Source organism: Fundidesulfovibrio terrae, from assembly GCF_022808915.1.
GTDB lineage: Bacteria > Desulfobacterota > Desulfovibrionia > Desulfovibrionales > Desulfovibrionaceae > Fundidesulfovibrio > Fundidesulfovibrio terrae.
Genome location: NZ_JAKZFS010000004.1, coordinates 337,596 through 362,385, shown reverse-complemented (window position 1 = coordinate 362,385; position 24,790 = coordinate 337,596). Strand labels below are relative to the sequence as shown.

Below are 24,790 nucleotides of genomic sequence, written 5' to 3'. Positions count from 1 at the left end.
GCGGCCAAAGGGACTTCGTCCCTTTGGAATCCCCTATAGCTTCGCGTCGATCGATGCGGAGTAGGCTGAAAAAACGAAACCCCGGCAGGACGTGCGTCCTGCCGGGGTTTTTCAATCAGGGGGTGACTTCGGGAGGGGTTACTTCAGGTTCTGGGCGATCCAGTCGTCCACTTCCTTTTCATGTCCGCCCATGCGGCCCTTGAAATGCTCCTTGAACTTGGCGTGCATTTCGTCCCGCTGGGCCTTCTGCGCGGGGGTGAGCACCGCGTCGATGGCGGCCTTGACCTTGCCCATGTTCACGGCCAGCTCCTCGCCGGCCTTGGCCATGGCCTGGGCGGCCTTGCGCACCGCGGCCTCGTCGCCGGGGGTCTTGTCCATGACCTCGCGCATGGCTTCGTGTGACGTCTTCATAGCCTCGCGCAGAGCCTTGCCCTGTTCGCGGTTGTCCTTAAGAATCTGAGCCACCTGATGCTTCTGGTCAGGGGTCAGGTTCAACTGTTCCAGCATCTTGACGAGGCCTCTGCCGTGGCCGGGACCGAAACCCTCGGGACCTCCGGGGCCTTTCTCCTGTGCGGCCAGGGCGGTGGCGGCCAGTACGGCCAACAGCACCAATGCGGCTGCGATACGTTTCATCGTCGTTCTCCTTAGCTCTTGCCTTCGTGAGCGCGCTCATGGAGTAAGTGGACGAAACGCCCCGGACCGTTACATTCAATACGCCAGACCGGTGATTTTCTTCTCCAGCATGATGTTCAGGATTGTCCGGTCGGTTTCGATCATCCCCTCGGTGCTGAGCGCACCCACGTTGCGCATGGTCTGCTCCGGGGACTCGGCGATGATGCCGTCGGTGGGTTTCACCTTCACGCCGTGCAGGGAGAACAGCGCGGCCTGCACGGCGGTGCCGGCCGCAGTGGCCAGCTTGAGGGCGCAGCCGGCCTTGGCCCCGTCGCAGATCACCCCGGCCAGGTCCTCCATGAGGTTCTTGATGGCTCCGGCCACGTGGTGCACGTCCCCGCCGAGCAGGAAGGCCACGCCCGCCGCGGCGCCCGCCCCGGCCGCGACCGAGCAGCCGCACACCGCCGAAAGCCTGCCGGTGTGGGCCTTCACGTAGGCGGTGATGATGTGGCTCAAGCCTATGGCCGAAAGCGCCGTGCGGCGGTCGCACTCCACGTAGTCCTTCACCGCCCATATGGGCAGGATGGCCGTGAGTCCGTGGTTGCCGCTGCCCGCCGAGCTCATGGCGGGCAGGCGCACGCCGTCCATGCGGGCGTCGGCCGCCGCCGAGGTGAGCATGCGCGCGGCCACGAACATGTCCTTGCGCATGAGCTTCTGGCGCACGAGGCGCTCGAAGGTCTTGCCCACGCCCAGGCCCGGGCCGTGCTTGAGCCCGTAGTCGGCCAGGGCCATGTTGTGGCGCACGCCGTCCTCGAGGAAAGCCAAGTCCTCGTCGTCGAGTTCATCGACAAGCTCGACGAGCTTGTCCAGGGGCAGCCCCTTGAGCCAGGATTCGAGCGCGCCCACGCCTGCCTTGCCCGCGTCCCCCCGGCGGCAGAGCGGGCTGTCCGCCACGGGAGCGCCGTCCAAGGTCAGGGAGACTATCTGGTCGTGATGCTCCTCGATGACCGCCTGGGCCACGTGCCCGTCCGCGCGGGCCTCGGCGCGCACGTGCAGGCCGCGCCGGTCGGCCAGCAGGTGCACCCGCACCGCGCCCGAGCGCAGAAGCTCCTTGGCACGCTCCAGGGACTCGTCCGTGAGGGTCGAGAGCACCTCCAGGCGCAGGGCCGGATCGCCCCCGGCAGCCCCCAGCGCGGCGGCGGTGTCCAGGCCCGAAAGCCCGCCCGTGCCGGGAATGGAGACGGCCAGGCCGTTTTTGTAAATGTTGGGGTCCACCCAGACGTCGAGGGAGTCGAACGAGGTTCCGGGCAGAAGCGAGACCGCGGCCGCGGCGCACAAGGCCACGGCCACGGGTTCGGTGCAGCCGAGCGCCGGAGCGACTTCCAGGCGCAGCACGTCCTTGACAGTATAGCTCATGTAGGCATCCCCCCATCGCGCCCTTGGTCACAAGGGGCCGCCATGAGGTGTGCCGGATCGGCCCGGCTGTCAAGCGCCACCGCGGTACGTGCCGGGGATGGGGCGGGCCGGGCTTCTTCGTCCCGGCCCGGATGAAAGGTCCAGCCCCGGATTACGGGCAGGGCATGGGCTCGTAGGCCACCTGGCCCTCGTCGTAGACCTCCCGGTAGCACTTGTCGTCCGCGATGTAGACCGTGTCGCCGCCGGACGAGTTGGACAGGGCGATGGCCGTGGCCGGAAGCATGGTCAGCATGGCCCCGGCCGCCACTCCCGCGGCCACGCCCCCGTAGCCGTAGCCTCCATAGCCGCCGTAGCCGTAGGCCGGGACCGGCACCGGCGCGGGGTAGGCCCCGCGGTTCACGTTGACGTTGCCCGTGTTGATATTGCCCGTGTTGACATTGCGGTTGCCGCGATCGACATTCCGGTCCCCTCTGGTGCGGTCGCCGCGATCGACGTTGCGCTCGCCGCCGCCGATGTTGCGGTCGCCCACGGTCCGGTCCCCGCGCTCGACGCTGCGGTTGCCCACATTGCGGTCGCCGCCGACATTGCGGTCCCCCCTAGACGCTGAGCGGCCGGCCTGGCCGATGCTGCCCCTGGCCGGGGTCGCGCCTTGCAACGACCCTCGGTTCGCGCCCCCGCGGTTCATGCTGCTACGGCTGAAGCCACCGCCACCGCCGCCTCCGCGCGCCGCCGGAGGACGGTTGAAGCCTCCTCCGCCCCGGCCGCCTCCACCCCGGCCGCCTCCGCCGCCCCGGCCGCCCCGGGCATAGGCGTCGCCCAGGCAGAAGACCGAGACCAGCAGGCAGGCCAGCAAGAAGACGCCCGCGCGAAGCCACAAGCCGCCGGAAACGCTTTTTCGGGAAATGGTGATGTCCATGCCCGCCTCCTAATTGCCCGCGGCGCCCGGCTGGCCCGGTTGAGTGGGTTGTCCCTGTCCCACGGGCAGCACCGGAATCTTGCGGGCGTCCTTGGGCGGGATGAATGTGAAGGTCTTGGCCGGGAACCTGGCCCCGGTGTTCCACTTGGTCATGACGGCCGTGTACTGGGGCCATCCGGGCAGGCTCTTGTCCGTGACCACCAGCTTGCGGGGCAGGCCGTCCTGCTCGTCCACCCAGATCTGCCAGTTCATGTCCTGGCCGAAGAAGATCATGTGGTGGCACACGCGCCCGGCCGCCATGTGCAGGCCCAGGTAGCGCCCGGTCACAGCGTCCAGGTCCATGGAGCCGCAGGGGTCGGCGTAGAGCAGGTTGGCCAGCGGGGCCTGCACGCCGTACTGGTCGATGACGTGGCGCACGGTGGCGTCAGTGGTGCCGCGCCCCTCCATGACCCCGTAGGCGCCGACGTCGGCGTCGTAGGCCGTGAGGATCTTGCCGTCGTAGACGTACTCCATATCCCGGTCGTCCCCGTCCACGAGCAGGCGGAAGCGGTCCGGCTTGGCCACGGACACGGTCAGGGTCTGGGAGATGCGCACCGAGTCGCCCGTGGGGTAGGCGTAGTCGCGGTCCACCTCGGCGATGAAGGAATAGGCCGTAAGTCCGGCCAGGCGCTGGCAGCAGGACCGCATGACCGCCTCGGCCTGGGCGTCCGTCCCCTGCTGCGCCCGGGCCGGGCAGGCGCTCCACAGGAGCGCGGCCGCCAGGGCCGCGACGAAAAGGGTTTTCACGCGCATGAAGAGCCTCCTCAAGGACGGTGTCCCTTTAAACGGCAGGGAATGACTCAAGCATATGTCTCCAGGAGGGGATTTCCGTCAAGTCCGGACGGGCTCCGGCGTATTGATTTCTGCCCGCTACCATGTATTCATGATGTGGCCTTGGCGAAGCGTCCGGTACAGCTTCCCGCGCCGGGGCAAGGAGGCGTCCATGCGCGCAATGATGTTGGCCGTCCTCGCGGGGGCGGTTTTTCTCGCCGGAGGGTGCGGGCCGGTCAGGCCCATGACCGAATCCGAGTTCAAGGGATTCTGCTACCAATACGGCGAAGGCAGGAACGGCTCGTGCGACACCATCTCCGTGTGCGATCCCTATACGGTGGTCATGAACACGAAGCAGGAGTCGCAGGAGAAATGCAGGGCTGAATGCGAGGCCATCCACGGCCCGCAGACCTGGCAGTACATCGGCTCCGACTGCGCGGGCGCGGCCGACGCCGCCCGCGATTGGTGCCAGCGGTATTGCCGCACGGCCTATCCCCAATAGCCGGCCGTTTCAGCGCCCGCCCTGGCGGCGAGCGCCCACGCAACGATCCGCAGGAGGTTTGCAATGGAATGGATTGAAAAGGTCAAAAGCTTCTTCGCGGGCGAAAGAAAGGATCTGAACGATCCCGAGGTCCGCAAGGAGGCGTTCTTCCTGCTGTCCGAGGTCTACGGCCTGGCCCGCTGGGACGAGTTCGCCATGATCGTCCGCCAGACCATCATCACCCGCCACCCCGTGCAGAAGCCGTCCTTCGCCGAGATGGAGGCCGAGATGCGCGAGGTGCACAAACTCTTCGAGCCCTGGCTCAACTAGCGCCGCGTTTTCGAGACCTCCGCGCCCGGAGCGCGCTCGCGCGCTCCGGATGCGGGGAGTGTCCTTCCGGGCTCAGTCTTCCACGAGCCCTTCCAGCAGGCTTGTCCGCAACTCCTTGGGTGCCATGGTCAAAAGCCGGTTCACCGCGCTCACCACGGCCTTGATGGAGGCGGTCACAATGTTCTCGTGGATGCCCACCCCGAAGGTCATGCCCTTGACCCCCTCCATGGACACCTCCACGAAGGCCACGGCCTTGGAGTCGGCGCCCTGGCTCACGGCCCGCTCCTCGTAGGAGTGCAGGGAGATGGGCATGCCCAGGGCGTGCACCGCCGCGTCGATAGGGCCGTTGCCCTTGCCGGACAGCCCGATGGTCTTCTTGTCCACGCTCACCGTGAGGCTGATCCCCTGCCCCTTGGCCCGCTCGATGAGATGGTGCCCGGCATAGAGCACGGGCTTTCTGAGCTTCAGGTATTCGGCCGAGAAGAGCTCCCACAGGGCGTGGGGGGTGATCTCGCCGCCCTTGGCGTCCGCGTGGCGCTGCACCGCTCCGGAGAACTCCACCTGCAGCCTTCTCGGCATGACCAGCCCATGGGCGGTCTCCATGAGGTAGGCCACGCCTCCCTTGCCGGACTGGCTGTTCACCCGCACGATGGAGTCGTACCCCCGGCCCAGGTCCTCGGGGTCCACGGGCAGGTAGGGCACCTCCCAGGCGTCGGCTCCGCCGCGCCCGGCCATGCCCTTCTTGATGGCGTCCTGGTGGGAGCCGGAGAACGCCGTGAACACCAGGTCGCCCGCGTAGGGGTGGCGCGGGTGCACGGGCAGGCCGGTGAGCTCCTCGTTGGCCCGGGCGATCTTGTCCAGCTCCGAGAAGTTCAGGCCCGAGGCCACGCCCTGGGTGTAGAGGTTGAGCGCCAGGGTCATCAGGTCGGCGTTGCCGGTGCGCTCGCCGTTGCCGAAGAGGCAGCCCTCCACGCGCTCGGCCCCGGCCATGAGGGCAAGCTCCGCGGCGGCCACGGCGGTGCCCCGGTCGTTGTGGGTATGCACGCTTATGACCATGGACTCGCGGTGCTTCAGGTTGCGGCACATCCACTCGATGCGGTCGGCGAACACGTTGGGGGTGGTCATCTCCACGGTGCCGGGCAGGTTGACGATGAGCTTTCTCTCCGGCGTGGCCCCCCAGGCCTCGGCCACGGCGTCGCAGATCTCTCGGGCGAAGGGCAGCTCCGAGGCGAAAAAGTGCTCGGGGCTGAATTCCAGCACCCACTCGGTGTCAGGCTGCGCGGCGGCCAGCTCTCGGATGAGTTTCGTGGACGAAACGGCCATCTCCACCACCTCGGCCGGGGTCTTGGCGAAGATTTTCTCCATGTAGACCGGGGACACGGCGGCGTAGATGTGCACGATGGCCCGGCGCGCGCCGACCAGGGACTCCATGGTGCGCCGGATGAGGTGCTCCCGACACTGGCTGAGCGCGCAGATGGTCACGTCGGCCGGGATGTGCCCCTTCTCGATCAGCTCGCGCACGAAGTCGAAATCGGTCTGGGAGGCCGAGGGGAAGGCCACCTCGATCTCCTTGAACCCGATGTCCGTGAGCATCCGGAAGAGCTTGAGCTTGCCTGCCGGGTCCAGGGGCTCGAACAGGGCCTGGTTGCCGTCGCGCAGGTCCGTGGAGAGCCAGGCCGGGGCGCGAGTGATGGTCTTGTCCGGCCAGGTTCGATCCTTGAGGGGCACGGTGGGGAAAGGACGGTACTTACCTGAAACGCCTGGCTGCATGTGGCTGTCTCCTGCTCGAATGTACGTATGCTGATCCCGCCTTGGGCGGGCGGACGATGGATTACCGATGGAGAAAGGAAAAAAACGATTATTTGCCCGCGAGGGGCAGTAGCAGCAGGAGGAAGGAGGCGAAAGGACGTGTGACCGCAGTCATGGGGTTCAAATATTCAATCCCCGGCCTGTTTGTCAACGCTTGGGACGCAATTTTGCGGCTTTCGCCGGAGAGCCGCCCGGTGGACATTTGCTCAAATAACGGAATACGGGTTGTGCAAACACGTGGCAAAAGCTAATGCCATCATATGTTCGAGGCAGTTTCATGACTCTCTCAAAGGCCGCCAAGGTCAGCGCCGCGTACGCCGCGGCGGGCGCGTGCTGGATTCTCTTCTCCGACGCCGCCGCCGACGCCCTGTTCTCGGCCAGGCCGGAGCTGCTGGCGTGGGTCCAGACCATCAAGGGTTGGGTCTTCATCAGCGTCACCGCGCTCCTGCTCTATGGGGCCTTCAGGCGCCACGACCACAAGACCCGCACCCAGTTGTCCGCTCTGGAGGAAAGCGAGGCCCGCTACCGCACGGTCATCGAGAACATCTCCGACGTCTACTACCAGACCGACAAGGACGGCAGGCTGGTCATGGTCAGCCCCTCGGCCCTGGCCGTATTGGGTTACGACTCCCTGGACGAGATGCAGGGGCGCCCCAACGAAAGCTTCTGGAACAAGCCCGCCGAACGCGAGCAATTCATGAAGCTGATCGAGAAAAACGGCTCCGTGCGCGACTTCGAGGTTGTTCTCAAGCGCAAGGACGGCTCGCCGGTGGTGGTCTCCACCAGCAGCGGCTACCACCGCGACGCACAGGGGAACATCCTGGGTGTGGAGGGCATCTTCCGGGACATCACCGAACGCAAGAACGCCGAAAAGGCCCTGCGCGAGAACGAAGGGCGCCTGCGGGTCATCTTCGAGACCTCGCCCTCGGCCATTTTCCAGGTGGACCATGGCGGGACGGTGGTGCTGGCCAACAACAGGACGTCCGAACTTTTCGGCTATCCACCCGGCGGTGTTCTCGGCAAGCAATATTCTGAACTCGTCCATCCCGACCAGCGCGCCCAGGGCGGGGAGAACATGCGAAGGCTCCTGACCGGGGAATTGGACCACGTGACCCTGGAGCGTCGCTACATCCGGGCCGATGGGAGCGAATTCTGGGGACACCTCTCCGGGCAGCGGCTCGAGGCGCAGGACGGGACTTTCCTGGGGCTGGTGGGCATCATCGCCGACATCAGCGAGCACAAGCGGGTGGAAGCCCAGCTGGAAAGTTCGCACAGGCTCATCACCAACATCATCGACTCCCTGCCCGCCGCGGTCATCGGGGCCGACGGCCTGGGCCGCATCACCCACTTCAACCGCAAAGCCCAGGACTTCTTCGGGAAACGCTCCCTGGAGGTTTCCGGGCTGGATATCCTGGAGGTTTTGCCGCGCCTGCCGGTCAGGCGGGAGGAACTGGAGGCCGTGCGCGCCGGGAACAGGACCCTGAAGCTGGAGAAGATCCCCCTGCCGTCCACTGAGGGCCTGCGCCTGGCGGACGTGCTGGTGTACCCGCTCGAAGCCCCGGGCCCCGGCCATGTGGTGCTCATCATCGAGGACGTCACCGAGCGCGTCAGGCTTGAGGGGATCATGGTGCAGACCGAGAAGATGATGAGCGTTGGCGGCCTGGCCGCGGGCATGGCCCACGAGATCAACAATCCGCTCGGGGGCATCGTGCAGGGGGTGCAGGTCATCCTGCGCCGCCTCGACCCGCTCCCCAAGGTCAACCAGGAAGCCGCGGCCAAGGCGGGAATCGATTTCAAGGCCATGCTCGACTACCTGAACCGCCGCGAGATCATCCCCCTTATCGCCGGGGTGCGGGAGTCGGCGGTGCGGGCCGCCCACATCGTCGCGAGCATGCTCGATTTCAGCCGCAAGGGCGAATCCCTCCAGGCCCCCACGGACCTGAGCGTCCTGTTGGACAAATCCGTGGAGCTCAGTTCCACGGATTACGACCTCAAGAAGAAGTATGATTTCCGCAAGATAGAAATCGTCACGGACTACGACCCGGACCTGCCCCTGGTGCCCTGCGCGGCCACCCAAATCGAGCAGGTTTTCCTGAACCTGCTGCGCAACGCCGCCCAGGCCATGCGCGGGCGCGGCAAGGACGGCCCGCCGCCGAGGATCACCCTGCGCACCCGCAGGGAGGGGTCAATGGCCAGGGTGGAGGTGGAGGACAACGGGCCGGGCATCCCCGAGGACGTGTGCCACCGCGTCTTCGAACCCTTCTTCAGCACCAAGCCGCCCGGCGAAGGCACGGGGCTTGGGCTTTCGGTGTCCTATTTCATCGTCACGTCCAACCACAAGGGCACGATCCAGGTGGAGTCCAAGCCCGGACAAGGCTCCACCTTCACCATCCGCCTGCCGCTGACGCCGCCGCAGTCCGCCTAGTGCCGCGTCCCTGAAAACCATAGAATATGTTTTTAGGGTCCTGACGCTCCCACCCTAGGTCAGGGCGGCTTGGCCCCCTCCATCTTCCCGCATCCGCCTGATGAGGCCGAGCAGCACCTGGGCCTGGTCCGCCAGCCCGGCTACGGCCCGCGACGCCTGGGTCATGGCCTGCGCTGTTTCGGACGAGATGGCGCTGACATCCTCCACGGATCGCCGGACGGCATCCGCAGAGGCCGACTCGCGTTCGGACGCGGTGGCGATGGAACGCACCTGCCCGGATGCCTCGTCGATGAGCCCCACGATCTCGCTCAGGGCCTCGCCGCTCCGGGCGGCCTGGAGCGTGGCCTGCTCGATGGTCTTCACGGCCCGGTCCACGTTGTCCACGTTCTTGCCGGTCTCCTCCTGGATGCCCCGGATGGCCGTCTCCACTTCCTTGGTGGCGTTCTGGGTCTTCTCGGCCAGCTTGCGCACCTCGTCGGCCACCACGGCGAAGCCGCGTCCGGCCTCGCCCGCCCGTGCCGCCTCGATGGCCGCGTTGAGCGCCAGGAGGTTGGTCTGGTCGGCGATGTCCGAGATGACGCCCAGCACCTGTCCGATGCCCGCCGCCCGCCTGCCCAGCGCGTCCATGTCGGCCTTGAGGGCGCGCGCCTGGGATTCCACATCCCCGATGCCCGCCACCACCTGGCCCACGATGGCCGCGCCCTCCTGCGCCTTGCGCCGGGCGTTGCCCGAAGTGTCGGCGGCCAGGGAGGCGCTTTGCGCCATTTCCGTCACCGTGACGCTCATCTCTTCCACGGCCCCGGCGGTCTCGCCCATGCGGCTGCGCTGCTTCTCGGCCCCGTCGCGGGAGCGGCTCACCAGCCCGGACAGCTCCTGGACCGCCTGGGCCACCTGGCCGCCGCTCGCGTCCGCCTGCTCGGCGGTCCGGGCGATGGCCTGGTTGACGCCGACGAGCACGGCCTCCTGGACGCGCAGGTCGGTGAGGTCGGCATAGACGCAGAGCGAGCCCATCAGCCGACCGTCCAGGTCGTAGAGGGGGGATGCGTCGATGCGGATGTTGCGCTTGCCGCCCTTGCGGCCGGTGAGCTCCACCTCCTTGGTGATCTCCCGGCGTTCGCGCATGGCCACGCCGAGCACGGTCTGGCGGGTGGAGTCCCCGTAGAAGAAGTGGGCCACGTTCTGCCCGTAATAATCCTCGGGAGCGCCGTCCTGCTCCAGGATGCGCAAAAGGTTCCTGTTGGTGAAGCGCAACACTTCGTCGTTGTCCACCACAACGCAGGGGGTGGCCATGCCCATGAGCACGCCGCGCGAGAATCCCAGGTCATTCTTCAGACGCCCCACAGCGCCGCGCGCGGCCGTCTCCAGGGCGCTCTCCCCGCCGCCATCCAGGGACACCTTGTAGTCGCCCCCGGCCACGCGGCGCAGGAACGCCTCCACACGGTCCGAAGCCCCGGCGGAGCCCGCCGCGACAATTCCGGCGGCCAGCGCGGCCGCGAAGCACGCCCCTACCGCCATGCCTCCTGTCCAGAGCGCCTGGGCGCTGCCGAGCCAAAGGCCCAGGACACCCGAAACAAGCGTCGCGGCCGCGGCAACCATCATGAGCGTTATGGATTTGCGTTGCATCGTGCAGACCTCTCCTGGGGGCGTTTCCGGAATGCGTCACCACATTTCCGGTAGCAATACCCCCAACACGGATAATCCGAAAGACCCGGCGCAATGAAATCGCCCAGGCGTTTCTTCCAGGCTGCATGCCGCGTGCAGGCCAGGCCCGCCGTGCGCACAAATGGATGTACAGCGCGAGTATTCCGCGCTATCGGCATGCAACTCGACATTCATCACACAGGGAAGGTTCGCCGCACAATGCCCGAATATCCGATCGTCCTGGGGGTCTACTCCCACCGCGTCCTCACCGAAGTGGGGACCGGGACCACGCGCACGCAGCACCAGAAGCTCACCTATTGGTTCGCCCGCCAGTTGAGCGACGAGAACTTCGACATCCAGCCCCTCAACATCTACCACGTGCCGTCCGGATTGCGGGACTTCATCAAGAGCGACAAGTTCCTGGCCGAATACACTCCCGAGCCCGGATACTACCAGGCCAACACTGTCCCGGCGCTCAAGTCGCTCTACGAAAAGATCTCCAAGGGCGAGGAATACCTCCAGGACGGCCAGCTCGACGCCGCCGAGAGGGAATTCGTCAAGGCCCTGATGATCGACGAAAACAACGTGGAGGCCAACTACGGCCTGGGAGAGGTCTACACGGAGAAAAACGAGTTTGAGAAACTGCTCAAGGTGCTCCGGGTTCTCATGGGCCTGGAGGACGCCTTCGCCATCGAGCACCGCGAGCGGCTCAACTCCTTCGGGGTGCGCCTGCGCAAAAACGGCCACTTCGACCAGGCCATCGCTTTTCTGGAAAAGGCCCTGGAGATCAACCCAGGCGACGACCACGTTCTGTTCAACCTGGCCCGGGTGTACTTCGACAAGAAGGATATTCCGAACTGCAAGCTGCGCCTGAGCCAGGCGCTGGCCCTCAATCCGGGATTCAACGAGGCCCGGAAGTTCCTGAACTACTGCGAGAAGATGCCGGCGGACACCTAAGTCACGCGCCGCGCGTTCCTTTCCGGCGCGAAAATGCGGCCCGCCGACGGTTACAACGCCCGAGACAGAAGCACCACCGAGCCCAGGGCCAGGCAGTAGAGCGAAAACGGCCACATGGCGTTGACCTCGTGCCTCCTGAACCACCGGATCATGAGCCACACGCTGGCGAAGGCCGCCGCTCCGGCCACCGCCCCGCCGGCCAGGGACTGGGAAAGAAGGTCCCCCACGTCGGCCGCCAGGAGCTTGGGGGCTTCCAGGATGGTGGCCCCCATGATGATAGGCGTGGCCAGCAGCATCGAATAGCGCACCGCCTCCTCATGGGTGAGCCCGAAGAGGAATCCCCCCACCATGCTGGCTCCGGAGCGCGAGAATCCGGGGATCAGGGCCAAAGACTGGAAGAACCCCACGGTCAGGGCCTGGGGCATGGACAGGTCCTCCAGGCGCTTGCTGCCCCGCGCCTTGAGCCGCTCCCCCACGAACAGCAGCACTCCGTTGACGATGAGGAACACCGCCGCGCTGGTGACGCTGGCGAAGATGCGCCGCAGGGATTTCTCGAAGGCGAAACCCAGCACGGCGGGAGGCACGGTTCCGGCCACCACCAGCAGAAGCTCGCGTTTGCCGTCCTTGTTCCACAAGGACGACGCGATGCGCTTCCAGTCCTCCAGGAAATAGAGCAGCAGCGCGAGGCACGTGCCCAGGTGCAGCATGACGACGTAGGGCAGGAAATGCTCCTTGAGGAACACGGGGCTCAAGTCCCAGCCGAAGAACCAGGGAGTGAGCACCCCGTGGGCCACGCTGCTCACCGGGAACAGCTCGGACACGCCCTGCACCAGGGCGAAAAGAATGTTCTGAAACCAGGTCATGCGGGATCGATCCTGTTTAAGTTGCTGTGTGGCTGCGGCCGGGCCGGGTTATTCCATGCCGGGGCCGCGCGCAAGCCCCGAGTCTTACGCGCGCGCGGCGGGCTGCCTGCCGCGAAGCCTGGCCACGAAGGCCCGGAAGCGGTCCATGTACAGATAGACCACCGGGGTGGTGTACAGGGTGAGCATCTGGCTGACCACCAGCCCGCCGATGATGGAGACGCCCAGCGGCCGCCGCAGCTCCGAACCCGCTCCCGAGGAGAGCGCCAGGGGCAGGGCGCCCAGAAGCGCGGCCATGGTGGTCATCATGATGGGCCGGAAGCGCTTGAGGCACGCCTGGAAGATGGCCTCGTCCGGGGGAAGGCCCTCGCCGCGCTGGGCCTCCAGGGCGAAATCCACCATCATGATGCCGTTCTTCTTCACGATGCCGATGAGCAGGATGACGCCGATGATGGCGATTACCGAGAAGTCGATGCCGGTGATCATGAGCGCCGTCACCGCGCCCACCCCGGCCGAGGGCAGCGTGGACAGGATGGTCACGGGGTGGACGTAGCTCTCGTAGAGCATGCCGAGCACGATGTACACCGCCGCCAGGGCCGCCAGGATAAGCAGCGGCTGGTTGCCCAGGGCGTCCTTGAAAGCCTGGGCCGTGCCCTGGAACGTGCCGCGCACCCCGGCAGGAAGACCGGCCTTGTCCGCCGCGTCCTGGATGGCCGCCACGGCCTGCCCCAGGGCCACGCCCGGGGCCAGGTTGAAGGAGATGGTGGTGGAGGGGAACTGCCCCTGGTGGTTCACGGCGAGCGTGGTGGAGGACGGCTCGAAACGCGCGAAAGCCGACAGGGGCACCATGGTCCCCGTGGACGAGGGCACGTAGATGTCCTTCAGGCTCTCCGGGCTCTGCCAGAACCTGGGGTCCACCTCCATGACCACGTGGTACTGGTTGAGCAGCGTGTAGTTGACCGACACCTGGCGCTGGCCGAAGGCGTCGTAGAGGATGTTGTCCACCAGCCGGGCGTTTATGCCCAGGCGCGAGGCCGTGGCCCGGTCGATGACCAGCCTGGTCTGCAGGCCCTTGTCCTGCTGGTCGCTGTTGACGTCCGTGACCAGGGGCATGTCGCGCATCTTGGCCATCATCAGGGGGGCGGCCACACCCACGTCCTGGAAGCTCTCCCCCTGCAGGGTGTACTGGTAGAGGGCGTTGCTTTGCCTGCCGCCCACGCGCAACTCCTGCACGGGCTGCAGGAACACCGGAGCGCCCGGCACCTGGGAAAGCCGGCCCCGGAGCCTGCCCACCACCTGCTCGGCGGTGGCCTTGCGCTGGCCGAAGGGCTTGAGCGCGATGAACATCCGCGCGGTGTTGGTGGTGGCCCCGCCCGGCCCCCCGCCGCCGGTGAAGCCCATGACGTACTCCACGTCGGGGTCCTTCTTGATGACCTCCACCACCGCCGTTAGCTTCTTGGCCATGTCCTGGAAAGACACGTCCTGGGCGGCCTGGATGCCCCCGGCCAGCCTGCCGGTGTCCTGCTGGGGGAAGAAGCCCTTGGGCACGGCCGAATAGAGCACCACGTTCAGCGCCACGGCGGCGATGGTGAGCCCGAGCATGAGCCGCCTCCTGCGGATGGCCCAGCGCAGGCTCCTCTCGTAGAGGGCGTGCAGGGAGTCGAACACGCGCGAGCTGGCCCGCTGGAAGCGCCCCATCCCCTCCTGGCCGCCGTGCCGCAGCAGCGCCGCGCACATCATGGGCGTGGTGGTCAGCGACAGGATCATGGAGATGAATATGGCCGCCGACAGGGTCACGGCGAATTCCCGGAAGAGCCTGCCCACGATGCCGCCCATGAGCAGGATGGGGATGAACACCGCCACCAGCGACAGGCTCATGGAGACCACGGTGAAGCTGATCTCCTTGGCCCCGAGCATGGCCGCCTCGAAGGGCGTCCGGCCGCGCTCCAGGTGGCTGGTGATGTTTTCCAGCACCACGATGGCGTCGTCCACCACGAAGCCCGTGGCGATGGTCAGGGCCATGAGCGAGAGGTTGTCCAGGCTGTAGCCCACCAGGTACATCACCCCGAAGGTGCCTATGAGCGAGGCCACCACGGCCACGCCGGGAATCACCGTGGCCCGGAGCGTGCGCAGGAACACGAACACCACCAGCACCACCAGCAGGCACGAGATGACCAGCGACAGCTCCACCTCGGCGAGCGAGGCCCGGATGGGCGGGCTGCGGTCCAGCACGGCCGAGAATTTCACTCCCTCGGGCAGGTTGGCCTCAAGCATGGGCATGAGGGCGCGCACGTTGTCCACGGTCTCGATGATGTTGGCCCCGGGCTGCCGGAAGACGATGATCATCACCGCCGGGGTGGCGTTCACCAGTCCCAGGGTGCGCACGTCCTCCACCGAGTCCTTCACCTCGGCCACATCCGAGAGCTTGACGGCCGAACCCGAGCGGAAGGCCACGATGACCGGCTCATATTCCGACGCCTTGGAGAGCTGGTCGTTGGTGTCGATCTCGCGGGAGGTGGCCTCGTCGGCCAGCTGTCCCTTGGGCCGGTTGGCGTTGGTGGCGGCCAGCACCCCGCGCACGTCCTCCATGCTGACGTTGTAGCGCGCCAGCGCCGCGGGGTTGAGCTCCACGCGCACCGAGGGCAGCGCGCCGCCGCCCACGAACACCTGCCCCACCCCGTCCACCTGGGAGAGCTTCTGCTGCAGGATGGTGGTGGCCGCGTCGTACATGCGCGCGCGGCTCACGGTTTCCGAGGTGAGCGACAGGATGAGGATGGGCGCGTCGGCCGGGTTGACCTTGCGGTAGGTGGGGTTGTTGGGGAGGTTGGACGGCAGCTGGCTGCGGGCGGCGTTGATGGCGGCTTGCACGTCGCGGGCCGCGCCGTCGATGTTCCGGTTGAGGTCGAACTGCAGGGTGATGTTGGCCGAGCCCCGGTAGCAGGTGGAGGTCATCTCGGTGACGCCCGCGATGCGACCGAACTGGCGTTCCAGGGGCGCGGCCACGGAGGTGGCCATGGTCTCGGGGTCGGCCCCGGGCAGCCCGGCGGACACGGAGATGGTGGGGAAGTCCACCCTGGGCAGGGGCGAGACCGGCAGCAGCCGGAAGCTGATGATCCCGGCCAGCACCAGCCCCAGGGTCAGGAGCGTTGTGGCAACCGGGCGTTTGATGAACACTCCGGGGATGTTCATGGCCCTAGGCTCCGAACTCTCCGGTCTGGCCGGCCTCTGCAGGCCGCACGCCGCGCATGCGCCGCGACAGCCTGTCGAAGGCCAGGTAGATCACCGGCGTGGTGTAGAGGGTCAGAAGCTGGCTGATGACCAGGCCGCCGATGATGCAGATGCCCAGCGGCCGCCTCAGCTCCGAGCCCACGCCCCCGCCGATGGCCAGGGGCAGCGCGCCGAGGAGCGCCGCCATGGTGGTCATCATGATGGGGCGGAATCGCAGGAGGCACGCCTGGTAGATGGCCTCCTCGGGGGCCATGCCCTCCTCGCGCTCGGCCTCCAGGGCGAAGTCCACCATCATGATGCCGTTCTTCTTCACGATGCCGATGAGCAGGATGATGCCGATGATGGCCAGCACGTCCAGGTCCATGCCGAAGACCATAAGCGCCAGAAGCGCCCCGACCCCGGCCGAGGGCAGCGTGGACAGGATGGTCACGGGGTGGATGTAGCTCTCGTAGAGCACGCCCAGCACGATATACACGGTGACCAGGGCGGCCAGGATGAGCAATGCCTCGTTGGAGAGCGAAGCCATGAACGCCTTGGCCGTGCCCTGGAAGTCGCGCTGTATGCTGGCCGGCATGTTCAGTCCGGCGGACGCCTCCTCCACGGCGCGCACTGCGTCGCCGAGCGAATTGCCGGGCGAGGCGTCGAAGGAAACCGTGGCCACCGGGAACTGCGCCAGGCGGTTTATCACCAGGGGGCCGGAGGAATCGCCCACCCGGGCGATGGCCGTCAGCGGCACCTGCCTGCCGTCCTGGGAGCGCAGGTAGATGGCTCCCAGGTCCGATGCGTCGCGGCGCATGCCGGGCTTGGCGGCCAGCACCACCCGGTATTGGTTGAGCTCGGTGTAGATGGTGGACACCTGGCGCTGCCCGAAAGCGTCATAGAGGGTGTCGTCGATCTGCTGCGGGGTGATCCCCAGGCGCGAGGCCGTGGCCCGGTCGATGGTGACCATGGTCCGGGGGGCGCGGTCCTGCAGGTCGGAGGACACGCTCGTAAGCTCCGGGCGCTGCTTCAAGGCGTCCACGAGGCGGGGGACCCACAGTGTGAGGTCGGCTGCGTCCGGGGTTTCCAGAGTGTACTGGAACTGGGTGCGGGAGACGCGCACGTCCACGGTGAGGTCCTGCGAGGGCTGCAGGTGCAGGGTGATGCCCCCGACCTTGGCCACCTGGGGCCGCAGGCGCTCGATGACCTTGGTGGCGCTCAACTTGCGCTCGGCCAGGGGCTTCAGGTTGATCTGGATGCGCCCGCTGGAAAGCGACGCGTTGGTTCCGTCCACGCCGATGAAGGACGACAGGCTCTCAACGGCCGGATCCTTGAGGATCACGGCGGCAAGCTCGCGCTGGCGCTCGGCCATGGCCGGGAAGGAGATGGACTGGGGGGCCTCGGAGATGCCCACGATGAGCCCGGTGTCCTGCACCGGGAAGAAGCCCTTGGGCGACCACACGTACAGGGCTACTGTGAGCGCCAGGGTGCCCACGGCCACCAGCAGGACCATGGGCTGGTGGCGCAGCACCCACTTGAGGCTTGCGCCGTAGCGCTCGATCACCCAGTCGAAGCCGCGCTGGGTGAACTGGTGGATGCGCCCCTCCTTCTCCGGGGGGATGTGGCGCAGGAGCTTGGCGCACATCATGGGGGTCAGCGTCAGCGACACCGCCGCCGAAATGAGGATGGACACCCCCAGGGTGATGGCGAACTCGCGAAACAGCCTGCCCACCACGTCGCTCATGAACAGAAGCGGGATGAGCACCGCGATGAGCGACACCGTGAGCGACAGGATGGTGAAACCGATCTGCTTCGATCCCTTGAGCGCCGCCTCGAAGGGGTTCTCCCCCTGCTCCACGTATCGGGCCACGTTCTCGATCATGACGATGGCGTCGTCCACCACGAAGCCCGTGGAGATGGTCAGGGCCATGAGCGAGAGGTTGTTCAGGCTGAACCCCATCAGGTACATGGCCCCGAAGGTGCCCACCAGGGAGAGCGGCACGGCCACGCTCGGGATGGCGGTGGCCGGGAGGTTGCGCAGGAACAGGTAGATGACCATGACCACCAGGGCCACGGCCAGCATGAGCTCGTACTGCACGTCTTCCACCGAGGCCCGGATGGTGGTGGTGCGGTCCGTCAGCACGGATACGTCCACGCCGGGAGGCAGGCTGCCCTTGAGCTGGGGCATAAGCCGCTTGACCCGGTCCACCACCTCGATGACGTTGGCCCCGGGCTGGCGCTGGATGTTGACGATGACCGCGGGCGAGGCGTCGGCCCAGGCGGCCTGGCGCTCGTCCTCGGCTCCGTCCTCCACGTCGGCCACGTCCGAGACCTTCACCGGCGCGCCGTTACGGTAGGCGATGATGAGGGGCTTGTACTCCTCGCTGGTGTAGAGCTGGTCGTTGGCTCCGATGATGGAGGCCTGCTTGGGGCCGTCGAAGCTGCCCTTTGCCAGGTCCACGTTGGCCGCGCCGATGGCCGCGCGCAAATCCTCGAGCGTCAGGCCGTAGGAGGCCAGGGCAGCCGGGTTGGCGTGCACCCGCACGGCCGGGCGCTGCCCGCCGGACAGGCTCACCAGGCCCACGCCCGGCAGCTGGGATATCTTCTGGGCGAAGCGGGTGTCGGCCAGGTCCTCCACCTTGGGCAAGGGCACCGTGGCCGAAGTCAGCGCCAGGGTCAAAATGGGCGCGTCGGCCGGGTTGACCTTGCTGTAGACCGGCGGGTTGGGCAGGTCCTTGGGCAGGAAGTTGAAGGAGGCGTTGATGGCCGCCTGAACCTGCTGTTCGGCCACATCAAGGCTTAAGTCGAGGGAGAACTGCAGCGTGACCACCGAACAGCCGCTGGAGCTGTTCGACGTCATCTGAGTGAGGCCCGGCATCTGGCCGAACTGGCGCTCCAGGGGCGCGGTCACGGACGAGGCCATGACCTCGGGGCTGGCTCCGGGATAGAAGGTGCGCACCTGGATGGTGGGATAGTCCACCTGGGGCAGCGCGGCCACGGGGAGCTGCCTGTAGGCCATGGCCCCGGCCAGCAGCACCGCCACCATGAGGAGCGTGGTGGCCACGGGACGCCGGATGAAGGGGCTGGAAATGTTCATCAGCCGCCCTGGCGTTCCCCGCCGGCCTCCGCTTTCACCTCCACCGGGGCTCCGTCGCGCAGCCGCTCGGTGCCATCGACCACCACCTGCTCACCGGCCGCGAGCCCGGAGCGGATCACGGTCATGCCTTCCACGGTCTCTGCCGGCTCCACGCGCCGGGCCTCGACGGTGCCGCCCTGCTTGAGCACGAAGGCCGTGGCCCCCTGCGGTCCGCGCTGCACTGCGGGAGCGGGAACCACCAGCGCCCCGGCCAGGGTGTCCACCTGGATGCGGGCGTTGACGAACTGGTTGGGGAAAAGGCTCCAGTCGCTGTTGTCGAATTGGGCCTTGAGCTTCACCGTGCCCGTGGAGGGATCGATCTGGTTGTCCACGGTCAAAAGCACGCCCTGGGCCAGCCTGTGCTTCTGCTCGCGGTCGTAGGCCTCCACGGGAACGGCCCCGCCCGCCTTCATGCGCGCGAGAACCCTGGGCAGGCTGTCCTCGGGGATGGTGAACACAACGGAAATGGGCTCCATCTGGGTAATGACCAGAAGGGTCTGGTTGGACGCCTGGATCATGTTGCCCGGGTCCACCTGCCTGAGGCCCACCCGCCCGGTGATGGGCGCGGTGACGCGGCTGTATGTGATCTGGAGCTTGGCGTTGTCGATCTGGCCCTGGTCGGTCTTGGTGGCGCCCTCGTACTGGCGCACCAGGGCGTCCTGGGTGTCCAGCTGCTGCTTGGCGATGGCCCCGGTGGTGATGAGGTCTTCGTAGCGCTTGAGGTCCTTGCGGGCGTTGTCCAGCTGGGCCTTGTCCCGGGCCATCTGGCCCTGGGCCTGCTCGAGCTGGGCCTGGAAGGGGCGCGAATCGATCACCGCCAAGAGGTCTCCGGCCTTGACCGTCTGCCCTTCCTTGAAAAAGACCTCCATGAGGTGCCCGTCCACGCGGCTCTTGACGTTCACGGTGTGGAGGGGAACCACCGAGCCCAGTCCCGAGAGGTACAGGTCCACGTCCTTCCGGGCGACCGCGGTTACGGTCACGGGAAGCTTGAAACTCTTGCCCGGCCCGCCCTGGCGCGGCGATTCGGCGGATTTTCCCCGGAAGAAGTACACCCCCCCGGCCAGGGCCAGGAGGACCACAAGGATGACGATCATGCGCCCCGGGCGCCGAGGCTGGTCGCGGAGATTGTCGGATGAATCGAGAGACATTTTACGTTTACCTGCCCAAAGGAGAACGGTTCATTCCGGTGGGTATTCCCCCCCGTTTCTATCCGCTAACGACCGCCATCACAAGGCGCTTACGGCTTCACGACACGTAAGGGCGGGGGGAGGGGGCGAGCCGCGCGGCCGAGGATGAACGGGACCGGACAAGGGTGTGTCGGCTCTACGGGCGATCCGGTTACGAGACGCCTAACAATGAGGGCGAAAGATTATCCGGAAGCCGACCATCCGGTCGCCCTTGCCCTGACCGCCGCGCCCGGGGTAGCCTGAAAGAACGCGTGCGCGCGCCCCGCCAACATCGAGGTAGCCATGGATTTCGAATTCGCCGCTCCGGGAAGGATCGTTTTCGGCCCCGGTTCCATTTCCCGGCTTCCCGGGCTGGCCGCCGGGCTTGGCCGCACCCCCCTGGTGGTGACCGGGGGCACCCCGGAGCGCCACGCGGCGGCGCTCGCCGCCCTGGCCGACGCGGGTCTCCCGCCCGTGACCTTCCCGGTGGCGGGCGAACCCTCGGTGGAGGTGGCCGCGTCCGGAGCGGCCCTGGCCCGCGAGAACGGGTGCGACCTGGTGGTGAGCATCGGCGGCGGCGGAGCGCTGGACGCAGGAAAGGCGGTCGCGGCGCTCATGGCCAACACGGACGACATCTACGAATACCTGGAGGTGGTGGGCAAGGCCCGCCCCCTGGAAAACCGCCCGGCGCCGCACATCGCCGCGCCCACCACGGCGGGCACCGGGGCCGAGGCCACGGCCAACGCGGTGCTCACCGCAAAAGCGCAACGCGTGAAAGTGAGCCTGCGCTCGCCCAGGATGCTGCCGACGATTGCCCTGGTGGACCCGCTGCTCACGCTCACCGTTCCGCCGCAGGTCACGGCGGCCACGGGCCTGGACGCCCTGACCCAGCTGCTGGAAGCCTTCACCTCGAACAAAGCCAACCCCCTGACCAGCGCCCTGTGCCGTGAGGGGCTTTCGCGCGCCGCCCGGTCGCTGCGCCGGGCGTTCGATGACGGCTCGAACGCCGCGGCCCGAGAAGACATGGCCCTGGCCAGCCTTTTCTCGGGCATGGCCCTGGCCAACGCCAAGCTCGGAGCGGTGCACGGATTCGCGGCCCCGCTGGGCGGACTCTTCGACGCGCCCCACGGCCAGGTCTGCGCCAGCCTGCTCCCCTTCGTGGTGCGGGCCAACATCGCGGCGTTGGGCGAACGCACGCCGCAAAGCCCGGCCCTGGCCGCCTATGCCGAGGCCGCCCGGATACTGACCGGCAAGCAGTCGGCCACCGCGCAAGACTGCGCCGCCTGGATAGAAGAACTCTGCGCCAGTTTCGATACCCCGTCGCTCTCCCGCCTGGGCGTGACCCGGGCGGACATCCCCCTGGTCGTGGAGAAGGCGTCCCGGGCAAGCAGCATGAAAGGCAACCCCGTTGAGCTCACCGCCGGCGAGCTTTCGGCCATCCTGGAGGCGGCGTTGGTCTGAGAACGAACCGGCTCAATCCAGGAAGGAGAACACCTCCCGGCGGATGCGCCGGGAGGGGATTCCAAGCCGCTTCAGGACTTCCAGGCTCGCGGCCACGAGCCCGGGCGGCCCGCACAGGTAGAACGCCTTTCCCGCGAGGCTCCCCCCGCAAAGGCGCAGGACCTTCTCCTCGTCCAGATGCCCCGTCTCACCCTCCCAGCCCGGGTCCGGACGGCTGAGGATGTGCTTCACCGTGAGGCGGGGATGTCCCCCGGCCTCGATCCGGGCCAGCTCCTCGCCGAAGACGATGTCCGCCTGGGAGCGGTTGGCGTAGAGGAAGGTCACGGCGTTGTCCGAGGCCGTGTCGCGCATGTGGCGCAGCATGCTCATGAGCGGTGTGACGCCGATGCCTCCGGCCAGGAACACCATGTCCGTGTCCTCAGGGTGGAGCAGGTAGGAGAAGTGTCCGAAGGCCGCCTGGACCACGGCGGTGTCGCCGGGCGCGGTCCGGCCGATGGTGGCCGTGAAGTCCCCGGATTCCTTGATGGTGGAGCTGACGTATCCGCGCTGGGCGGGACTTGAGGAGATGGTGAAGTGGTGCTCCTCCACGGGCAGGCCCGGCGCGCGGCGCAAGGTCAGGAAGTGGAACTGGCCGGGCAGGTATCCGTAGGCCTCCTCCCCCTGGGGGGGAACGAGCTCCAGGGTCCAGACGCCTGGAACCTCCTGGCGCACGGCCGTCACCGTGTAGGGCTTCCTGGCGGCCAGCAGCGGGCGCAGGATCCTGTGCCAGGCCATGAGGGCCAGGGACCCCAAGGCGAAGGCCGGCCAGGCCAAGGCCAACGCCGTGCCCGGGAAACCGGATTTCACGAACCAGCTGTGCGTGAAGGCCAGGGCCACGATGCCTGGCGCCAGAAGCCCGTGGAGCCGCCGCCAGCCCTCGAAGCCCAGCCCCAGGCGTCTCTGGAACAGGCTCACGAGCAGGTTCATCGCCAAGAGGGCCGCGGCCGTCTTGGCCGCCCAGATGTACCAGGGCACATCCAGGGTGAAGAACATCCTCCATCCCAATCCGCCCAGGGCCAAAAGGACAGGATGGCACAGGAGCAGGACGCCCCCGGCCATGGCCATGCGCCGGTGGAAACGCGCCAGCACGTCCAGGCCGAAGGGGCGCTCCACCGCTTTGTACCTCCCGGTCAGCGCCACCTGTAGGCACAGGATCATGAAGGCCGAAAGGGCGCAGCACCGGCCCAGCTGGTAGACGGGACTCTCCCCGTCGCCCCACTGCCCCGAGAGCATGGCCACTGCGGGAGGGGCGGCAATCACGCCCGCGTACGCTCCGGCCAGCAGCCAGGGCTTGAATCTGAAAGGCGTCTTCATGAGGAGGCCCCCTTCCACGCATGGCGCGAGGATCGACTCCTGGGCTTTGGCGAGCGCCACGGACGCAAACCAGTCCCGGTGAACCAACCGCACGCAACCTGATTGCGACAGAACGCTCTCCGTACCACACTGTCTTGTTTTTTCAAACCTGCAGCATGACGGACGCCTTGGGCCATCCCCCAATGGGCGGAATCTGTCGCGAAGGGAGCCCGTTTCTGTTGGCGGGAGGCGTTTGGCGCGTGTTGACACGCTCCAATCGCCGGGATTATTCTTTTTAAGTGGGGAAATAGGCTTTCCCCTCGGGGTTGCTTGCACGACGTGTTCTTTCCGGCGGACCGCACTTCCCTCGAATAGGCGTAGAGCCGGATGGCGTTTCGCGCACACCCTCCCGCGCGCACCAACTCGGCGAGGACGATCGGACCATATGCTGCCCACACTCATCTTGCTGCTCAGCCTGGCGTCGCCGCCCAGTGACCCGCTTGTCGCGGCCATGGAAAGCTACGCGCGGCTTGGGACGTACCAGGTGACGCTTCGTTCCGGGCGCGGGGATTCCGCCGAAATCATCCGCTATTCCTACAAGAAGCCCGGGCTGATCCGGATGGACTTCATACGACCCCACAAAGGGGCGCTCATCATCTACGACCCGGCCACGAAAAAAATCCGGCTGAGGCCCTTCGGCTTCGCCACCGCCCTGACCCTCACCCTGAATCCGGACAACGCGCTGGTGAAAAGCGCCCAAGGCCACCGGGTGGACCAGTCCGACATCGGGACGCTCCTGGGAAGGGCGAACACCCTCCAGCAGCACGGCAAGGCCGAGATCCTCGGAGAAGAGGCGGTGGGGCAGAGAAAGACCTTTCTGGTCAGTGTCGAGGGGGAGAAGGACTTCGCCCTGGACGGCACCCACCGTTTCCTGCTCAATCTGGACGAAACGACGTGGCTCCCGCTGAAAACCAGGTCCTACGACCTAGCCGGGAACCTGCGGGAAGAGGTCCTCATGGACGACCTGGAGACCGACGTCCAGCTCGATGACGCCTTCTTCAGGCCCTAGTGTCGCGTGCTCAAAAACATGAACATGTTTTTGACAATAAAAATAATCATTTTAAATTATTGCCTACGAAATAAATAGATATTTATTTCGTAGGCGCCACACTTGGCGCTCCGGTCTGGACCACGCACAGATCGGACCGCAGGTGCCTGGCCAGCCCCCTGCCCCCCCATTCCATGACCTTGTTGTGGTTCCAGCGAAGAAGGGGCCCGGCGACCCAGGCCAGGACCTTCATCCGGGGAGCCGCCATGCGCACCGTCCACTCGTAGCGCACCACGGTCACGCCGTCCTCCCGGGCGAACCGCCAGATTCCGACGCCGGACACGTCGCCGCTGGCCACCCCCTCGATGATCCGCAGACGCTCGACGCGGGTGGTCCGGATGTCGAAAACGAGATGATACGGAAGAACCCCCTTCCAGCTGAAACGAAACAGCGTGCCGACTCCATCCCGGCCGCCTGCGCTGACCTCGACGACGTTTGAAAGCCCGCGCCACCACTGCGGCCAGCATTCGCAATGGGAGATGGCCTCCCACACCTCGTCAAGCGAGGAGCCGATGCGCCACTCGGTCACGAGTTCGAATCGGGTCATGGCCGTCTCACAGGCAGGATCGAATGCGCGGCATGTGCATCATTGCCCCGGGTCTTCCCTGGTTTTTCCGGATGGAGAGAGTTAAGCGAGACTATGCGTCCCCCTGACTTGGTTCAAGCAGAAAGCGGGGCGTAGATACGAAAAGCCGAGGTGACCCCATGCACAAGGCGTTCGTTTTCGTGGTCCTGGCGTCGGCTCTTGCCCTGAATCTGGCCGGTTGCGCCGGAGCCCAACAGCCCATGACCCTGGAGGAGTTCTACGGTTTCTGCTGGCCTGCCCAGATCGACACCAACTGCTCAGACGATTCGCTCTGCCGGGACTACCAGGCGTACCTGGCCCAGCCGCAGGCCACCAGCAACAAGGAGGAGTGCATCAAGGGGTGCAACGATCTGCAGATGGTGGAATACCGGCAGAACACCCTGCGCGGCTGCGAGGGGGCCATCGGCAGCGCCACGGACTGGTGCATCAAGTATTGCCGTTTGTATTTCGACTACGGCCCGCCCAAGCCCTGACGGCAAGGCCCAGGGCCCGGCCCGGCGGCGTGAGCCGCCACCCAAACGAAAAACGCCGCGCCCC

The 24,790-nt window shown here is 66.7% G+C and carries 19 protein-coding genes; 7 read left to right on the top strand and 12 right to left on the bottom strand.

Features of this window, described 5'->3' with window-relative positions; genetic code table 11:
• Positions 1-138: 138 nt before the first annotated feature.
• The 4 genes from ML540_RS14445 to ML540_RS14430 all read right to left on the bottom strand — a co-directional run bounded on the left by ML540_RS14445 (position 139) and on the right by ML540_RS14430 (position 3,736).
• Positions 139-633 carry a Spy/CpxP family protein refolding chaperone gene (locus tag ML540_RS14445; RefSeq protein ID WP_243362535.1) on the bottom strand — a complete coding sequence of 165 codons (495 nt, stop codon included), beginning with the start codon at positions 631-633 and terminating at the stop codon, positions 139-141.
• A gap of 75 nt (positions 634-708) precedes the next feature.
• Entirely contained in the window at positions 709-2,028 is a 1,320-nt protein-coding gene (locus ML540_RS14440; protein WP_243362534.1) for an L-cysteine desulfidase family protein, read from the bottom strand.
• A 151-nt stretch (positions 2,029-2,179) separates the two neighbouring features.
• A complete protein-coding gene (locus ML540_RS14435; protein ID WP_243362532.1) occupies positions 2,180-2,944 on the bottom strand; it encodes a hypothetical protein in 765 nt (254 codons plus the stop codon).
• Between the two features lie 9 nt (positions 2,945-2,953).
• Entirely contained in the window at positions 2,954-3,736 is a 783-nt protein-coding gene (locus ML540_RS14430) for a DUF2092 domain-containing protein (protein ID WP_243362530.1), read from the bottom strand.
• A 190-nt stretch (positions 3,737-3,926) separates the two neighbouring features.
• Here ML540_RS14430 and ML540_RS14425 point away from each other — a divergent pair, with 190 nt between their 5' ends.
• Together ML540_RS14425 and ML540_RS14420 are read left to right on the top strand one after the other, a co-directional pair.
• Positions 3,927-4,256, top strand: coding sequence for a hypothetical protein (locus ML540_RS14425; RefSeq protein ID WP_243362528.1), 330 nt, complete (start codon positions 3,927-3,929; stop codon positions 4,254-4,256).
• Positions 4,257-4,319: 63 nt separating this feature from the next.
• Positions 4,320-4,565 (top strand): hypothetical protein, encoded by a 246-nt coding sequence (locus ML540_RS14420; protein WP_243362526.1) that lies wholly within the window; start codon positions 4,320-4,322, stop codon positions 4,563-4,565.
• Between the two features lie 72 nt (positions 4,566-4,637).
• On the opposite strand, the gene leuA is transcribed toward ML540_RS14420, so the two are convergent.
• Complete coding sequence (gene leuA / locus ML540_RS14415; protein WP_243362524.1) at positions 4,638-6,335, bottom strand: 2-isopropylmalate synthase; 1,698 nt, start codon at positions 6,333-6,335, stop codon at positions 4,638-4,640.
• 316 nt (positions 6,336-6,651) lie between these two features.
• Here leuA and ML540_RS14410 point away from each other — a divergent pair, with 316 nt between their 5' ends.
• The gene (locus ML540_RS14410; protein WP_243362522.1) at positions 6,652-8,799 is read left to right on the top strand and encodes a PAS domain-containing sensor histidine kinase; all 2,148 of its coding nucleotides are present in this window, start codon (positions 6,652-6,654) and stop codon (positions 8,797-8,799) included.
• Positions 8,800-8,853: 54 nt separating this feature from the next.
• On the opposite strand, the gene ML540_RS14405 is transcribed toward ML540_RS14410, so the two are convergent.
• Positions 8,854-10,422: a methyl-accepting chemotaxis protein gene (locus ML540_RS14405; RefSeq protein WP_243362519.1), complete on the bottom strand. Its 1,569-nt coding sequence runs from the start codon at positions 10,420-10,422 to the stop codon at positions 8,854-8,856.
• Positions 10,423-10,659: 237 nt separating this feature from the next.
• Here ML540_RS14405 and ML540_RS14400 point away from each other — a divergent pair, with 237 nt between their 5' ends.
• Positions 10,660-11,397, top strand: a complete 738-nt coding sequence (locus tag ML540_RS14400; RefSeq protein WP_243362517.1) for a tetratricopeptide repeat protein — start codon at positions 10,660-10,662, stop codon at positions 11,395-11,397.
• 50 nt (positions 11,398-11,447) lie between these two features.
• Here ML540_RS14400 and ML540_RS14395 read toward each other — a convergent pair whose 3' ends face one another.
• The 4 genes from ML540_RS14395 to ML540_RS14380 form a co-directional block, all read right to left on the bottom strand.
• On the bottom strand, positions 11,448-12,260 hold the full coding sequence (locus tag ML540_RS14395; protein WP_243362515.1) for an undecaprenyl-diphosphate phosphatase: 813 nt from the start codon (positions 12,258-12,260) through the stop codon (positions 11,448-11,450).
• Between the two features lie 84 nt (positions 12,261-12,344).
• Positions 12,345-15,446, bottom strand: a complete 3,102-nt coding sequence (locus tag ML540_RS14390) for a multidrug efflux RND transporter permease subunit (protein WP_243362513.1) — start codon at positions 15,444-15,446, stop codon at positions 12,345-12,347.
• Between the two features lie 4 nt (positions 15,447-15,450).
• Positions 15,451-18,561, bottom strand: coding sequence for an MdtB/MuxB family multidrug efflux RND transporter permease subunit (locus ML540_RS14385; RefSeq protein WP_243362502.1), 3,111 nt, complete (start codon positions 18,559-18,561; stop codon positions 15,451-15,453).
• Positions 18,561-19,694 carry an MdtA/MuxA family multidrug efflux RND transporter periplasmic adaptor subunit gene (locus ML540_RS14380; RefSeq protein WP_243362499.1) on the bottom strand — a complete coding sequence of 378 codons (1,134 nt, stop codon included), beginning with the start codon at positions 19,692-19,694 and terminating at the stop codon, positions 18,561-18,563. The genes ML540_RS14385 and ML540_RS14380 overlap by 1 nt, the downstream gene beginning before the upstream one ends.
• 375 nt (positions 19,695-20,069) lie before the next feature.
• Here ML540_RS14380 and ML540_RS14375 point away from each other — a divergent pair, with 375 nt between their 5' ends.
• The gene (locus tag ML540_RS14375; RefSeq protein WP_243362480.1) at positions 20,070-21,227 is read left to right on the top strand and encodes an iron-containing alcohol dehydrogenase; all 1,158 of its coding nucleotides are present in this window, start codon (positions 20,070-20,072) and stop codon (positions 21,225-21,227) included.
• 12 nt (positions 21,228-21,239) lie between these two features.
• Here the strand turns inward: ML540_RS14375 and ML540_RS14370 are convergent, their stop codons facing one another.
• The gene (locus ML540_RS14370; protein ID WP_243362477.1) at positions 21,240-22,580 is read right to left on the bottom strand and encodes a ferredoxin reductase family protein; all 1,341 of its coding nucleotides are present in this window, start codon (positions 22,578-22,580) and stop codon (positions 21,240-21,242) included.
• 424 nt (positions 22,581-23,004) lie between these two features.
• Here ML540_RS14370 and ML540_RS14365 point away from each other — a divergent pair, with 424 nt between their 5' ends.
• Complete coding sequence (locus tag ML540_RS14365; protein WP_243362475.1) at positions 23,005-23,628, top strand: DUF1571 domain-containing protein; 624 nt, start codon at positions 23,005-23,007, stop codon at positions 23,626-23,628.
• Between the two features lie 82 nt (positions 23,629-23,710).
• Here the strand turns inward: ML540_RS14365 and ML540_RS14360 are convergent, their stop codons facing one another.
• Positions 23,711-24,214, bottom strand: a complete 504-nt coding sequence (locus ML540_RS14360) for an SRPBCC family protein (RefSeq protein WP_243362468.1) — start codon at positions 24,212-24,214, stop codon at positions 23,711-23,713.
• A 158-nt stretch (positions 24,215-24,372) separates the two neighbouring features.
• On the opposite strand from ML540_RS14360, the gene ML540_RS14355 reads away from it, so the two are divergent.
• Entirely contained in the window at positions 24,373-24,726 is a 354-nt protein-coding gene (locus ML540_RS14355; protein WP_243362466.1) for a hypothetical protein, read from the top strand.
• Positions 24,727-24,790 lie beyond the last annotated feature (64 nt).

Excerpts from the sequence above, each read along its gene's own strand:
- ML540_RS14440 (WP_243362534.1), bottom strand. The coding sequence starts at position 2,028 with ATGAGCTATACTGTCAAGGACGTGCTGCGCCTGGAAGTCGCTCCGGCG.
- leuA (WP_243362524.1), bottom strand. The coding sequence starts at position 6,335 with ATGCAGCCAGGCGTTTCAGGTAAGTACCGTCCTTTCCCCACCGTGCCC.
- ML540_RS14390 (WP_243362513.1), bottom strand. The coding sequence starts at position 15,446 with ATGAACATCCCCGGAGTGTTCATCAAACGCCCGGTTGCCACAACGCTC.
- ML540_RS14430 (WP_243362530.1), bottom strand. The coding sequence starts at position 3,736 with ATGCGCGTGAAAACCCTTTTCGTCGCGGCCCTGGCGGCCGCGCTCCTG.
- ML540_RS14355 (WP_243362466.1), top strand. The coding sequence starts at position 24,373 with ATGCACAAGGCGTTCGTTTTCGTGGTCCTGGCGTCGGCTCTTGCCCTG.
- ML540_RS14410 (WP_243362522.1), top strand. The coding sequence starts at position 6,652 with ATGACTCTCTCAAAGGCCGCCAAGGTCAGCGCCGCGTACGCCGCGGCG.
- ML540_RS14385 (WP_243362502.1), bottom strand. The coding sequence starts at position 18,561 with ATGAACATTTCCAGCCCCTTCATCCGGCGTCCCGTGGCCACCACGCTC.
- ML540_RS14435 (WP_243362532.1), bottom strand. The coding sequence starts at position 2,944 with ATGGACATCACCATTTCCCGAAAAAGCGTTTCCGGCGGCTTGTGGCTT.
- ML540_RS14445 (WP_243362535.1), bottom strand. The coding sequence starts at position 633 with ATGAAACGTATCGCAGCCGCATTGGTGCTGTTGGCCGTACTGGCCGCC.
- ML540_RS14405 (WP_243362519.1), bottom strand. The coding sequence starts at position 10,422 with ATGCAACGCAAATCCATAACGCTCATGATGGTTGCCGCGGCCGCGACG.
- ML540_RS14370 (WP_243362477.1), bottom strand. The coding sequence starts at position 22,580 with ATGAAGACGCCTTTCAGATTCAAGCCCTGGCTGCTGGCCGGAGCGTAC.
- ML540_RS14365 (WP_243362475.1), top strand. The coding sequence starts at position 23,005 with ATGCTGCCCACACTCATCTTGCTGCTCAGCCTGGCGTCGCCGCCCAGT.
- ML540_RS14360 (WP_243362468.1), bottom strand. The coding sequence starts at position 24,214 with ATGACCCGATTCGAACTCGTGACCGAGTGGCGCATCGGCTCCTCGCTT.
- ML540_RS14420 (WP_243362526.1), top strand. The coding sequence starts at position 4,320 with ATGGAATGGATTGAAAAGGTCAAAAGCTTCTTCGCGGGCGAAAGAAAG.
- ML540_RS14380 (WP_243362499.1), bottom strand. The coding sequence starts at position 19,694 with ATGATCGTCATCCTTGTGGTCCTCCTGGCCCTGGCCGGGGGGGTGTAC.
- ML540_RS14425 (WP_243362528.1), top strand. The coding sequence starts at position 3,927 with ATGCGCGCAATGATGTTGGCCGTCCTCGCGGGGGCGGTTTTTCTCGCC.
- ML540_RS14375 (WP_243362480.1), top strand. The coding sequence starts at position 20,070 with ATGGATTTCGAATTCGCCGCTCCGGGAAGGATCGTTTTCGGCCCCGGT.
- ML540_RS14395 (WP_243362515.1), bottom strand. The coding sequence starts at position 12,260 with ATGACCTGGTTTCAGAACATTCTTTTCGCCCTGGTGCAGGGCGTGTCC.
- ML540_RS14400 (WP_243362517.1), top strand. The coding sequence starts at position 10,660 with ATGCCCGAATATCCGATCGTCCTGGGGGTCTACTCCCACCGCGTCCTC.